This window comes from Gallicola sp. Sow4_E12 (assembly GCF_052116305.1).
Taxonomy (GTDB): domain Bacteria; phylum Bacillota; class Clostridia; order Tissierellales; family Peptoniphilaceae; genus JBQKLI01.
Map to the genome: position 1 here is coordinate 38,849 of NZ_JBQKLI010000009.1, position 12,698 is coordinate 51,546.

Consider the following 12,698-nt stretch of genomic DNA (forward strand, 5'->3'; position numbering starts at 1 on the left):
GATTTCTCCTTAAAGTCCTAGTTTCTTAAGTCTTAAATCTTCCCCGTAGATGGATAATACAGAAAACTCTCCTAAAATTCTTGAAGAAATCCGTTCATCATAATGATGGCGGATATCTTCTAATTCAAGATTTGTAGATATAATCATGGATTTATGATTTTGAAGCCGGTTGTTTAGAAGATCAAAGAAGTGGGATAATCCCGAATCCGATATACTTTCCGTTCCCAAATCATCGATAACAAGAAGATCCGACTGTATCAGCATCTCATATTTTTTACGCATCATATCTCTTTCGTCAAAGGAAGAATAGTAATAGTCCCACAGAAATTTCATCAGCTGAGGTGAAGATTGATAGATTACAGTATGGCCTTTATCTAAAATCTCTTTTGCTATACTGGAACAAAGGAATGTTTTTCCTACTCCTACAGCTCCGGAAAGAAGCAAAGACTCCCCATGGGGAAAGCTCTGAATATACTTTTTGGAAAAAGCATAGATGTTTTCCATCATCTCTCTGGGAGAATAGCTTTCATTATTCTTTCTCGTATCCCTAAACAGATCCAGATTGAAATGATCGAAGTTTTCATTCATCAGCTTTTCTTGAATTTCGCTTTTTTCATAGCTTAAATCCACCATAATCTTTTTCTTGCACTCGCAAACAGCACCTTGAACGACTCCTTCGTCTTGGCAGATACTGCAGTGATACTGCTTTTCTAAATAATCCTTCGGGTATCCATTTTCTAGAAGAAGATTTTCCATTTCCTTTTGAATTTTCGATAATTCTTTTTCCAGCTTTTCTAAAGACTCCCCCTCTTCTCCTTCGACACTTATACGCATATATTCTAATCCCTTTGCTTGTAGTTCTCTTTCTAGATTAGAATAATCGGGGATCTCTGCTGTAATTATTTCTTTCCGAATCCTTAATTCCTGCTCGTTTTCCCTTCGAAACTCTTGTAAGATTCGATTGGCTTCCTTGCCGTAATTCATTTCTTATCACTCATTTCTTCAATGAACTTTTTCTGAAACAGATTTCTTAAATCCCCCGTTTTCTTCCCGCTGCCTTCTTCTGCCTTTTTTACCTGTTCTCCAGGCTTGTAATATCTTCTTTTCTTTCGGAGGTTCTGTTTTCTCTTTTCTGCTTTTTCTAAAGAATTGTTGAGTTCTCCTACAGAATTAATACCGTCTAAATGCCAGTTTCGAAGCACTCCTAAAACATAGTTTAAATTCTTCTTTCCACGATGTTCGGCACAATACTGAAAACCTCTCACAATAAGCTCGGGAGTTTGACCCAAATCGTTCATATGCTCTAAAATTCTCTCGTATTCGTTTGGCGTCAGCTCTAAACCCAAAACCTTTTCGATACCTTCGTACATCTCTCGGATCTCGTTGCTGTTTTGAGGAATATACTTCCCTTGATCTGCAGTATGCTCGTAAGGTTCGGTAATTCCTAAATAAAGCTCCCTCATACTTAAAAAAGAATAGGATTCTTCTCCTGTAGCGATTTCTATGTCTTTTTTCACAATCCCTTCGCTCATCCAATAATTCCAAGCGGCTTTCACATCTTCTAAGGGAATATTCAAAGCCTCGGCGATTTCCTCATCGCTTACATTTTTTTGTCCATGTATATTTTTGGCATTCTGATAAGCAAACAAATACACTTTTAAATAGTTTCCTTCCGCCAATTGAAGATATTGGTTCAGAAAAATATTTTCTATAGAAGTTTCTCCTAAATCTTGTTTTTCTTGTTCTATCTTAAATCTCATTCTAATTCCTCATTTCAAAACGCCTTGCATCCATTTCCATCAAATGAATTCTTGTCAGCAGTTTGCCATTATGATATTTAAAATGTTTAAAGAAAGGTTCGTAATATGGATCCTTAAAATCAATCTCCTGATTTTCAAACTCTCCTAAATATTCGCAAATATATAAAAATCCGATATTCGCATAAGCATGTATGGCCCTCGCATTAAACTCATTGACTTCTAAAAGAATCTTTTTCATTTTCATCTTATAGAAATAATAATTTAAAAGGAGTTTTATACTTTCCGTTCCATACCCTCTGTCTGTATAGTTCGGATCCAGCACAATACCTAGATAGCTTTCCTTTTTAAACAGATTGATATCCTTGATTCCTAAATATCCGATCATTTTCTTTTCTTCATTGTAAATAGCATAATAGGCTCTGCGGAAATTTTTCTTTTTAATATTATACCAATACTGGAGCTCGTTTTTTGACAAATCCCCCAAATTATAATCTTCAAACAGTTTGTTTTCATGAATTCCCCAGAATCTTATTTTCAGGGCGTCTTCATATTCCAGCGGCTTCAATAAAACCCTGCCGCCTCTCATAGATTGATTATTCCCCATATCTCTGTGCAACCTCTTCGCTGATAAGATCTGAGAACTTGGTCATTTTCTTATTAAAGAACAGCTCCACCGTACCTGTAGGTCCATTACGATGTTTTGTAACAATCAGTTCAGCAGTATTCGGCTTTTCAGAATCCTCGTGATAATAATCATCTCGATAGATCATCATAACGAGATCCGCATCCTGCTCGATGGCTCCAGACTCTCTCAAGTCACTCATGATCGGACGGTGATCGGAACGCTGTTCCGGCGCTCTCGAAAGCTGAGAAAGAGCAATAATCGGACAGTTCAAGTCCTTTGCCAAGGCTTTTAGCCCTCTTGAGATATTGGAGATTTCCTGCTGTCTGTTTTCTGTACGGCCTTCCCCGCTCATCAGCTGAAGATAATCGATCATGACCATCTGAAGTCCTGATTTTGCAGAAAGTCTTCTGCATTTCGACCTAAGCTCTGTCAGGGAAATTCCTGAAGTATCATCCACATAGATATCAAGACCCGACAGTATACTCATTCCTTGACCCAGTTTTGCCCAATCTTTAATCTGCCCGCTTATAATATCTTGAAGATCTATCATGGTAATCGAACTTAAAAGTCTTTGAGTCAGCTGCATCTTGCTCATCTCTAAAGAAAATATTGCGATAGAATGTTTTTCCAACGCAGCACTTAAAGCCATATTCAAGGCAAGGGAAGTCTTACCCATGGCCGGACGGGCGGCTATCAGTACAAGATCCGATTTTTGAAAGCCGGATAAAAGACTGTTCAAGTCTCTTAAGCCTGTGGTGATTCCAGTAAGCCCTCCATCGTTCATGCTCATCTGTTCGATTTGGCTCATGGTATCGCCTACGATTTCCTTTAACGGCTGAAGCCCGCCTCGTACATTTCCCTGACTGATTTCATAGATAGAGCTTTCCGCATATTCAATAACAGAACCTACCGGCTCATTGCTGTATGCTTTTTCCATGATCCCGTCGCTGGAGTGAATCAGCTTTCGAAGAATCGATTTATCTTTTACAATCTGACAATAGGAGCGGATATTCGCTGTTAAAACAACAGAACTCGACAAATCCATAAGATAGTCGAGTCCTCCCACCATTTCCAATTTTCCGGCAGTGGTCAGCTCTTCGCTAAGAGTGAGATAATCCACCGGTTCTCCCTTTAAGCCTAAAGTCTGAATACTGCGAAAGATATCACCATGACTTCCTTTATAAAAATCATCTGCTGTTAAAAGCTCGCTGGCTACGTCTACAGCATGTTTGTCTAAAATCATCGACCCTAATACGGAAGCTTCCGCATTAAGATCGTAAGGTGCTTTTCTTTCTATTCCATCCATTGTAAACTACTCCTTTACAATCTCTACTTGAAGATTCGCTACAATTTCCGGATATACTCTGATCGGTACAGTCATTCTTTTCAAAGATTTGATATTCTCTTTTAATTCAACTTTTTTCTTGTCGACTGAAATTCCTGCTTCTTTTTCTAAAGCCTCTGCAATATCTTTCGATGTAATAGCTCCGAAAAGACGATCTCCTTCTCCAGTTTTTGTTTTTATTTTTAATTCAATTTTTTCAATTCTTTCTTTTAAATTTTGAGCCTCTTTAACATTTTCTTGCCGTTTCTGCTCTTCGATCTTCTTTTCTTCTTTCCACTTCGCAACATTTTCTTTCGTCGCTTCAATCGCTAGTTGATTCGGAAGAAGGAAATTGCGGGCATATCCTGTTTTTGCATTTACAAGATCTCCTTCTTTTCCTAAACTTTTTACATCTTTAATCAGTATTACTTTCATTCTCGTCCTCCTTAAAAAAATCATCTATGGCACCCTTTAGAGTTTCTACCGCTTCTTCCATAGTACTGTCTAATTGGGCTCCGGCTGAAGTCAAATGGCCTCCGCCGCCTATTTTCTCTAGTATTAATTGTACTGAAATTTTCCCTAAACTTCTGCCGCTGATATGGATTCGGCCTCTGCTTCGTGTCAACACAAAGGAAGCATCAATACCAAGGATGCTCATCAGCTCATCTGCTGATACAGAAGCCACTAAGATAGAATCCTCGTTTTCTTCGTCAAATACACCAATCGCAATATTATCTCTATAAATTTTAGCATTTGATACGACTTCGCTTTTGCTTCTGACTGTGGATTCGTCATCTTTAAACAGATTCTTCACCACGATACTGTCTGCTCCTTGGCGTTTCAGTATAGAGGCCGCTTCAAAAGTTCGTACTCCTGTTTGATAATAGAAATTCTTCGTATCTACAGTAATTCCTGCCAGGAGCGCTTCTGCCACAACTTGAGGAATTTTTAAGTCATCTGCCATATAGAACAATAACTCTGTAACCATCTCCGAAGCCGAAGACACATAGGTTTCCAGATATGTTATTGTTGCACTGTCTATATAGTCGGCACCTCTTCTATGGTGGTCGATTAAGACAACATGTTCTGTAATATCAAGTAAATCAGCACATTCCAAAGATGCCCTTCTATGATTATCTACGATAACCACTAGAGATTTTGGTGTAGCTTTCAGCACCGCTTCATCGCTGTCGATAAAGACTTTTTCATAATCTTTATCGTAATCCATGACCTTTTCATAGATATTTCGAATAGAAGGGACCACTTCATTTAAAACAATGAACCCTTTTCGGTTTTCCATTTTGCAGGCTTCATAAATACCCAAGGCCGAACCAAAAGAATCCATATCCGGGTTTTTATGACCCATAATAAAGACTTGATCTGCTTGGCGGATCATCTGCGCCAAAGCATGGGAAATTACTCTTGCCTTTACTTTATTCCGCTTTTCTAAGGCGTTGTTCTTTCCTCCGAAATAGTGAAGCAGCTCTCCGTCTTTGACGACAACCTGATCGCCTCCCCGGCCGATGGCGATATCCATCGCCGCCAATGCACCCCTGTACAGATCCAAAGGATTAAGGCCTTGTGTATTCACTCCGATACTTAATGTAGGAGGAAGAGTATTGCCTAACGCAATGTCTCTCACTTCATCCAGCACCGTAAACTTGTCAGCCATTATTTTCACTAATTCTCCATGGGTAACTGTAATTACGTAGGAATCCTGATCGAACTTTTTAATATACGCTTCATAACGGTGGAAATACTCGCTGATCACCCGGTCGATCTCCGCAAAAACCATGGGCCGCATATCCTCGTCAGTCGCGTCAAAAATCTCATCATAATTATCGATCTGCAGATGCATCGCATTATATGCCTCATTTACAAATCTTCTTCTAATGTCGTTTTCTTTGGAAATATCTACCCCATATAAAAGATAGATTTCCTCTTTCTTCTCTCCTATATCCTTAAAGAAATTCAGATAAAAGCGATAGCAGCGTTCATGGATCATCATTTCTATAAACTGTGTTTCGTCATCAACAATTTTACTCATCAAAAATTCGTCCACAACTTCATCGATCTGATGATTTATCATCGGTTCTCCAAATTCGAAACAATCGGAAAACTGGCTGTTATACCATTTTATCTTCCCTCCCGGAGAAATCATAACCAGCGGAAAGGGCATCGAAAAAACGGCAGCTCTCGTTACATCATCAAAATTTTCATTTAGTACTTCTATTTCTCGAAAATATTTTAACTCCTGCCTCTTTCTTCTATTTACACTCCTCCATACAAGAAGAATCAAAATCACAATAGATAAAGCTGCCAGAGGCGGATAGTTGATAAAGGAGGAGATAATTAAAATCGCAGCTAAAGCGATCACTAAAAAGAGATCGACTCCTTCTATTATTTTATTTTCTTTCATCTTACCCTCCTTAAACGGTCTCTAAGATCGAAACATAGATCCAAAAGGCCAAATACAGCATAGGCCATGCCCATACCCAGTACTAAAAATACGATTAGCGGAACGAGTATCCGCAGATAAATATTAATCTTGTTTTTTATTATAGAATCCAGCGCTGCAATGCCGTTTACCATAAACAAAAAAGAAAAAATCAAATAGGCATTGAGCATAAGCTCCTTAGAGAACCCAAAGTCCATCCGCTGCAGAATATATAATAACACTGCTGTAAAAACCGTCCCGATAATAACGTGTTTTGGAAGACGAAATCCAGATACCCCGGGAATGTCTATAATTCCTATCCCAAGCTTTCGCAGCACTTTTGCAGAGATATAATAATTTGCATAAGATAGGATCCCTGAAATCATTAAAATAATCCCCGGCAGAAGGACCATAGTATATTCTGCTACAGTTTTCATTACAGCTTCCAAAGATTCTTTTTCTCCTACGGAAATATTCATTGAATTTATCATAGACAGCTGAGAACCTGCATATTGATTTATCGTTTCTCTCAAACTTTCTACAACATTCATTTCGTTAAAAGACTGCGCAAAAAAACCAGCTAGCAATATAAAAAACGCTGTCCCTGCTGTACTCCATAAAATAATATTCGATGCTTTCGTGTTTTGTCTAATCATAAATCCTAGAGTATGAGAGATAAATACAGTATATATCAATAAAATCGCCGCTGTTTCCATCTCAGAACTCAATAAGATCAAAAGACATGCCAATAGACTTGCTAAAATCCCCCAGACAGGTCCCCTTTTTACATATAACACAATAAAGGGAACGGGTATGATAAAAATAAATATCGGTATCAACAACGATAAGATATATATCATCAAACCAGCGAAACTGCAGACAGCAGCCTCGATTAAAACCTCCGGTCTAATCTTCATTACAACTCCCCTTTCCTAATTGTATTATTATACCATATTTAGAGGACTATGCTTTGGGCTTCCATTCTAGAACTGCATCAATCTCAAACTCTTCATCCGGTTTGAGTTCATAGGGAGTCTCCACAATTTCAGAAAAACTAGGCCCGTTTAATGTAGGCTCCACGCATACATAATCCTCGCTGTCTGACCACACAGCAAAGCGGTTGCAGTTTTTTGTCTTATAATTAAAAATCATATCCGCTGTCTCAAACTCCAGCACATCTCCGTCGAAGAAAGTAGTTGCCATCTGTTCATTTGCATTTACTTCTCGATTATGAACTTTAATATAAGAGTTCTTCGTTGGAAAATAAGGATGAAAACCTGGTGCGATAGGCAAAACCCTATCTCCAGAATTCTTCAGCTGAAGATTCATACGAAGACTATGTTCGCCGATCTCATAAGACAAAAGCATCTTTAAATCCTTGAACTCCTCTATCCCTTCCAATGAAAGAGTGGAGTAGCTGGCAGCCTTGTTCATAACGTCCCATTTCATATCTCTTCCAAAACCATGAGGCGGAAGACCGTATGAAGTATCTACCCCGAAATTCGGCACGCAGGGATGGCTCCCCCCCCGTTTTTTCTCTTTCCCGTCAATATTTATAGTCGTACGGGGATAAAGAATATTCTTAACCCCATCTGTTAAAGACTCTATACAACCACCTTCAGTCTCAGCTTCTAAAACCACATCTTCAAAATCATAATATAATATCATATTTCCTCCTCGAAACGTATTAGCTTAAGTATATCAATTGTAAGACTTTTATTAAAGCCGAGTCTTTCCATAAAAAGAAGAGGGGAACCACCCCTCTCCTTTTTTCCCTTTAAACTACAGTTTAAGTCCTAGACTAATAATAGGTATAGGCTTCCGCTATTATTGTGAAACCCTCTTCTTCCAGTTTCAGTTCGATCATTCTTCTTAATTCGTTAGAAGCAATAATATTATTCGGTCTCTCTTTGCGGATAGATTCTATAACAGAACTTGTAATCTGTTTGATATCCGAGTCGTTCATATATCCCCCTGCAGAATCGGATGCCTTGATTAAAGAATAGTATAATTGCTTGTCGTCAAATTCTTCTAAAGTACCGCTTCTTTTCAATACTAAAATTTTTCCTTCTTTTTTGCCTCGGGAAAAAATCACTTTCTCTTTGATCTTATCTAGAAAATGAGAAAGGTCTTTCAATTCTACATTTTTTTCAGTATATTCGCTTAAAATTCTTACTAAATCTTCATGGGTCATCTCTTTTTTCATATCGGCACATCCTTTCTAGTTATGATAGCTTATTACTAATTATACCCGATATTCTCAAAATGAAAACGTTTTTAGATAAAAATACAGATTCAATAATTAATATGAAAACGATAGGCAGGACTGCTATCCCAGCCGAGGCAGCCCGTCTTCGGCGGCAACGCAAAAATAAAGAGCTTAAAAGAGAGAGTAAAAGAGTCGAAGAGTGGAGAGTGAAGATATAGTAGAAACATGGAACGTGTTTCTTTAAGATTAAAAGATACCAGACATCCCTCCATTCGAAAATCCTCTGTACAGAACTATTCGCACCCTTGCAAAACAATCACCCGATACTTAACATCAATTAATCAGCAGAAGACCTGCTTCCTATCCTATGTAGAAAAATGAATGCTCTTTTCATTTTTCCACCACAACTCCCCTCTCCCCTCTATCACATTCCACACTATCCTCCCCTCTATCACACTCTTCACTCTTTCTTTAAGCTTTCCCTTATTAAATAAAAAAAAGAAGACAGCCGAAACTGTCCTCTTTAAAGTTTTCTTATTCAACAATTTTAGTAACAACGCCTGAAGCTACTGTTCTTCCACCCTCACGGATAGCGAAACGTAGTCCTTCTTCGATTGCGATTGGAGTGATAAGCTCAACGATGAATTTTGCATTATCGCCTGGCATTACCATTTCTACTCCATCTTCTAACTCGATGTTTCCTGTTACGTCTGTTGTTCTGAAGTAGAATTGTGGTCTGTATCCGCTGAAGAATGGTGTATGACGTCCACCTTCTTCTTTTGTTAATACATATACTTCAGATTCGAATTTTGTATGTGGGTGAATTGATCCTGGAGCTGCTAGTACTTGTCCTCTTTCAATCTCTTCTCTTTGTACTCCACGTAGTAACGCTCCGATATTATCTCCGGCTTGTGCGTCGTCAAGTTGTTTCTTGAACATCTCAACTCCTGTTACTACTACTGTTCTTGATTCGTCTGCAAGTCCTACGATCTCTACGTTGTCTCCTACAGATACACGGCCTCTTTCTACTCTACCAGTCGCTACTGTTCCACGTCCTGTGATTGAGAAGATGTCCTCTACAGGCATTAGGAATGGATGATCTACGTCTCTTGTTGGCTCGTCGATGTATGCATCTACTTCTTCCATCAATTTAACGATTTTGTCTCCCCATTCTCCGTCTGGATCTTCTAATGCTTTTAATGCAGATCCTACTACGATTGGAGTGTTGTCTCCGTCATAATCGTATTCGTTTAATAGATCTCTTACTTCCATTTCTACTAATTCGATTAATTCTTCGTCGTCTACTTGGTCTTGTTTGTTTAGGAATACGACCATTTTAGGAATTCCTACCTGGCGGCCAAGTAAGATATGCTCTCTTGTTTGAGGCATTGGACCGTCTGCTGCTGATACTACTAGGATTGCACCGTCCATTTGGGCAGCTCCTGTGATCATGTTCTTAACGTAGTCGGCATGGCCTGGACAGTCTACGTGTGCGTAGTGTCTGTTTGCTGTTTCGTACTCTACGTGAGAAGTAGAAATTGTGATTCCTCTTTCTCTCTCTTCTGGTGCTTTGTCGATATTTGCATAATCAACGAACTCTCCAGAACCGAACCTTTTGTTTAATACTAATGTGATCGCTGCTGTTAATGTTGTTTTACCATGGTCAACGTGACCGATAGTTCCGATATTAACATGGGGTTTATTTCTTTCAAATTTTGCTTTTGACATTGATTGATTCCTCCTTAGAAAATTTCTCTTATTTTTGATTATAACATAAAAGATTAAATTAGAATACAAAAACATATAGGAAACTTCTTGTTTTTAGCCATTTCCATCTCTTATAGCTAAAATTTCTATAATTTAAAAAGATTATTCTTTTTCAGAGATCTTTGTTCCCAGGATATAGAGAATATTTCTAATACAAAATCTCTGCAGCAACAAAAAAACCGCAGCCTAAGCTGCAGATTTTTATATCGAATAGAAAGGTGCTCGCAAAGGAATGTCTTAGAAAAAACATCTTAATTGCCTAAGGCAATTAAGATGTTCCCCCCCTACTTCCCACCCCATTATATATCTCTTACAATATATACAGAGCATTTCGCTTTCGATGCAACATATTCAGAAACAGAACCTTTAAAAAGCTTTTTAAAAGCCCCGATATCTCTACTGCCAACGACGATACAGTCGCAGCCTTCTTTTTCCGCATGCTCGACTATCTGCGGACCGATCTGCCCCATCTCTACTCTGGTCACAACCTTGTCGGGATTTGGAAAAGCATCTGCAACCGCCTTAAGCCAAGAATAAATCTTATCTAGTTGATCTTTTTGCTGCTGTCTGCTTTCTGTCATATATCTGCTGTCTGAATCTGTTTTTATATGTGAAGCAAATCCAGTGCTGATATCTTCAATAATGGAATACAACACAACATCGCAGTCAAAACAACCCTGCAGACTTTTCGCACCTTCAACAGCTCTTTTTGCCGGTTCAGAACCGTCATATGTCACTATGATCTTTTTCATGGCGTCCTCCTAAATTATACAAATAAGTAAGAATATCAACCTCGTTCTCCCAGTTATCCTCTTAAGAATAAACTCTATCAAACTTTGATCGGTCTAATTTTTAGTTTCCACTTCTTCATTACTCTTCCTATAATCTATATATACCCCGATTCCGCCTAGAAACCCTTTTAATACATTTGGTCTCTATCGATAATATTATTTATACTTTTTCCTGCAGCTACCATTGGATAGGCCCCATCATCATGATCGATCATACATTCGATAATATTAATCTCATCTAAATCGATCTCTTCTAAAACGTCTTCCAATTCTTCAGGACTGTGTACTTTGCCAGCATAATTTACTCCATAAGCTTTCGATAAAGCTTCCAAATCCAAAGCATCGTAAATATCAGTATGAGAGTACCTTTTCTCTTGGAATAATCCCTGCCACTGGCGCACCATTCCTAAGGTGTGGTTATTAAATACTGCGATGGTCATTGGGACTTTGTGGGATGCTACAGCCAGGACTTCATGATGATTCATTCTAAAAGAACCGTCGCCAGTAATCAAAAGCATTTCCTCATCAGGACGGGCAATTTTCGCACCCATTGCAGCTCCTACACCAAACCCCATCGTGCCTTGTCCTCCAGAGGTGATTACAGAGTAAGGCTTCTTCGCCTTCCAATACATCATCGTCCACATTTGATGCTGGCCTACATCGGTAGCAACATTCGTGTCTTCTGGCAATTTTTCTTGGAAAGTTTCAATATATCGGCGTGGAAGAAAATCTTTTTCAGACTGTTTTTCTTCTATTTCCTTAATATCCCGATTGAAATGAACATCTGTTAATTCCTCGGTCATAATTTGAAGAATTTTTTTGAAATCTCCCAATATCCGAACATCTACATCGATATTTTTATTAAATTCCGTCTCGTCGATATCTATATGGATAATCTTCGCTTTTTCGCTGAAGCCTGTTCGATTTCCGATTGCACGATCTGAAAAACGAACACCAATACCGATTACCACATCGGAGCGGTAGACCATAAGATTCGTTTCTCTTTGTCCATGCATTCCAACGATTCCATAGGATAAAGGATCTGTTCTATCAAAAGCTCCCATTCCCATAATAGAGTTTGTAACTGGAATATTTAATAATTTTGCGAATTTTCTAAGTTCTTCGAAGGATCCGCTTTTAAGCACTCCTCCGCCTGCATAAATTACAGGCTTTTCAGCATTGCGGATGAGATCGCAGGCTTCTTTGATCTCATCCATACAGTCAAGATATCGAGTATCGATCTCAATCGGCTGAACAGCGTAAGGAAGATCTTCCATCTCCGCCTCAAAGGTGTCCTTTGTAATATCCACAAGCACCGGTCCCGGTCTTCCTGAGCGGGCAATAAAAAACGCACGCCTTATTGCCGGACCGATATCCTTAGTATCTGTTACTAAAACATTGTACTTTGTAATAGGCATTGTAATCGATACAATGTCCACTTCTTGGAAAGAGTTCTTTCCAAGAAGCGAACTTCCTACCTGTCCAGAGATCACTACTAACGGTACGGAGTCGGAATAAGCCGTAGCAATTCCTGTCACTGTATTTGTAGCGCCGGGACCCGATGTGGCGATCATTACACCAACACCGCCTGAAGCTCTGGCAAAACCATCTGCTGCATGGGTTCCTCCCTGCTCATGGCTAGGTCTATATACGTTAAAACCGCCATCTCGATATAAAGCATCAAAAAGAGGAATTACTGCACCGCCTGGATATCCAAAAACTGTATCGATTCCTTCCGCTCGCAAACATTTTAAAACATAATCTGCTCCGTTCATCGACTCCCCC

Annotated in this window: 12 protein-coding genes; all 12 read right to left on the minus strand. The window is 38.9% G+C overall.

Translation table 11 applies throughout. The annotated features are described in order from the left end of the window. Window positions 1-9: 9 nt before the first annotated feature. Entirely contained in the window at window positions 10-984 is a 975-nt protein-coding gene (locus tag ACTQ46_RS06165) for an ATP-binding protein (RefSeq protein WP_441748128.1), read from the minus strand. Continuing rightward, window positions 981-1,760, minus strand: a complete 780-nt coding sequence (locus ACTQ46_RS06170; RefSeq protein WP_441748130.1) for a DnaD domain-containing protein — start codon at window positions 1,758-1,760, stop codon at window positions 981-983. The genes ACTQ46_RS06165 and ACTQ46_RS06170 overlap by 4 nt, the downstream gene beginning before the upstream one ends. 1 nt (window position 1,761) lies before the next feature. Next, complete coding sequence (locus tag ACTQ46_RS06175) at window positions 1,762-2,364, minus strand: GNAT family N-acetyltransferase (RefSeq protein WP_441748132.1); 603 nt, start codon at window positions 2,362-2,364, stop codon at window positions 1,762-1,764. Continuing rightward, window positions 2,354-3,691, minus strand: coding sequence for a replicative DNA helicase (gene dnaB, locus ACTQ46_RS06180; protein WP_441748134.1), 1,338 nt, complete (start codon window positions 3,689-3,691; stop codon window positions 2,354-2,356). Before dnaB ends, ACTQ46_RS06175 begins: the two co-directional genes overlap by 11 nt. Before the next feature lie 6 nt (window positions 3,692-3,697). Continuing rightward, window positions 3,698-4,144, minus strand: a complete 447-nt coding sequence (gene rplI / locus ACTQ46_RS06185) for a 50S ribosomal protein L9 (RefSeq protein WP_441748136.1) — start codon at window positions 4,142-4,144, stop codon at window positions 3,698-3,700. Further along, window positions 4,125-6,128 (minus strand): DHH family phosphoesterase, encoded by a 2,004-nt coding sequence (locus ACTQ46_RS06190; RefSeq protein WP_441748138.1) that lies wholly within the window; start codon window positions 6,126-6,128, stop codon window positions 4,125-4,127. The genes rplI and ACTQ46_RS06190 overlap by 20 nt, the downstream gene beginning before the upstream one ends. Then, window positions 6,125-7,063: a DUF2232 domain-containing protein gene (locus ACTQ46_RS06195; protein WP_441748140.1), complete on the minus strand. Its 939-nt coding sequence runs from the start codon at window positions 7,061-7,063 to the stop codon at window positions 6,125-6,127. Before ACTQ46_RS06195 ends, ACTQ46_RS06190 begins: the two co-directional genes overlap by 4 nt. A 46-nt stretch (window positions 7,064-7,109) precedes the next feature. Further along, window positions 7,110-7,814, minus strand: coding sequence for an aldose epimerase family protein (locus ACTQ46_RS06200; protein ID WP_441748142.1), 705 nt, complete (start codon window positions 7,812-7,814; stop codon window positions 7,110-7,112). 133 nt (window positions 7,815-7,947) lie between these two features. Further along, a complete protein-coding gene (locus tag ACTQ46_RS06205) occupies window positions 7,948-8,352 on the minus strand; it encodes an ATP cone domain-containing protein (RefSeq protein ID WP_441748144.1) in 405 nt (134 codons plus the stop codon). 537 nt (window positions 8,353-8,889) lie between these two features. Continuing rightward, a complete protein-coding gene (tuf, locus tag ACTQ46_RS06210; protein ID WP_441748145.1) occupies window positions 8,890-10,083 on the minus strand; it encodes an elongation factor Tu in 1,194 nt (397 codons plus the stop codon). A 338-nt stretch (window positions 10,084-10,421) separates the two neighbouring features. After that, complete coding sequence (locus ACTQ46_RS06215) at window positions 10,422-10,874, minus strand: universal stress protein (RefSeq protein ID WP_441748147.1); 453 nt, start codon at window positions 10,872-10,874, stop codon at window positions 10,422-10,424. A gap of 167 nt (window positions 10,875-11,041) precedes the next feature. Further along, window positions 11,042-12,688: a biosynthetic-type acetolactate synthase large subunit gene (gene ilvB / locus ACTQ46_RS06220; protein ID WP_441748149.1), complete on the minus strand. Its 1,647-nt coding sequence runs from the start codon at window positions 12,686-12,688 to the stop codon at window positions 11,042-11,044. Window positions 12,689-12,698 lie beyond the last annotated feature (10 nt).

What these genes read in the sequence shown, in the direction of transcription:
- ACTQ46_RS06165 (WP_441748128.1), bottom strand. Translation starts at nt 984, where the DNA reads ATGAATTACGGCAAGGAAGCCAATCGAATCTTACAAGAGTTTCGAAGG.
- ACTQ46_RS06170 (WP_441748130.1), bottom strand. Translation starts at nt 1,760, where the DNA reads ATGAGATTTAAGATAGAACAAGAAAAACAAGATTTAGGAGAAACTTCT.
- ACTQ46_RS06175 (WP_441748132.1), bottom strand. Translation starts at nt 2,364, where the DNA reads ATGGGGAATAATCAATCTATGAGAGGCGGCAGGGTTTTATTGAAGCCG.
- dnaB (WP_441748134.1), bottom strand. Translation starts at nt 3,691, where the DNA reads ATGGATGGAATAGAAAGAAAAGCACCTTACGATCTTAATGCGGAAGCT.
- rplI (WP_441748136.1), bottom strand. Translation starts at nt 4,144, where the DNA reads ATGAAAGTAATACTGATTAAAGATGTAAAAAGTTTAGGAAAAGAAGGA.
- ACTQ46_RS06190 (WP_441748138.1), bottom strand. Translation starts at nt 6,128, where the DNA reads ATGAAAGAAAATAAAATAATAGAAGGAGTCGATCTCTTTTTAGTGATC.
- ACTQ46_RS06195 (WP_441748140.1), bottom strand. Translation starts at nt 7,063, where the DNA reads ATGAAGATTAGACCGGAGGTTTTAATCGAGGCTGCTGTCTGCAGTTTC.
- ACTQ46_RS06200 (WP_441748142.1), bottom strand. Translation starts at nt 7,814, where the DNA reads ATGATATTATATTATGATTTTGAAGATGTGGTTTTAGAAGCTGAGACT.
- ACTQ46_RS06205 (WP_441748144.1), bottom strand. Translation starts at nt 8,352, where the DNA reads ATGAAAAAAGAGATGACCCATGAAGATTTAGTAAGAATTTTAAGCGAA.
- tuf (WP_441748145.1), bottom strand. Translation starts at nt 10,083, where the DNA reads ATGTCAAAAGCAAAATTTGAAAGAAATAAACCCCATGTTAATATCGGA.
- ACTQ46_RS06215 (WP_441748147.1), bottom strand. Translation starts at nt 10,874, where the DNA reads ATGAAAAAGATCATAGTGACATATGACGGTTCTGAACCGGCAAAAAGA.
- ilvB (WP_441748149.1), bottom strand. Translation starts at nt 12,688, where the DNA reads ATGAACGGAGCAGATTATGTTTTAAAATGTTTGCGAGCGGAAGGAATC.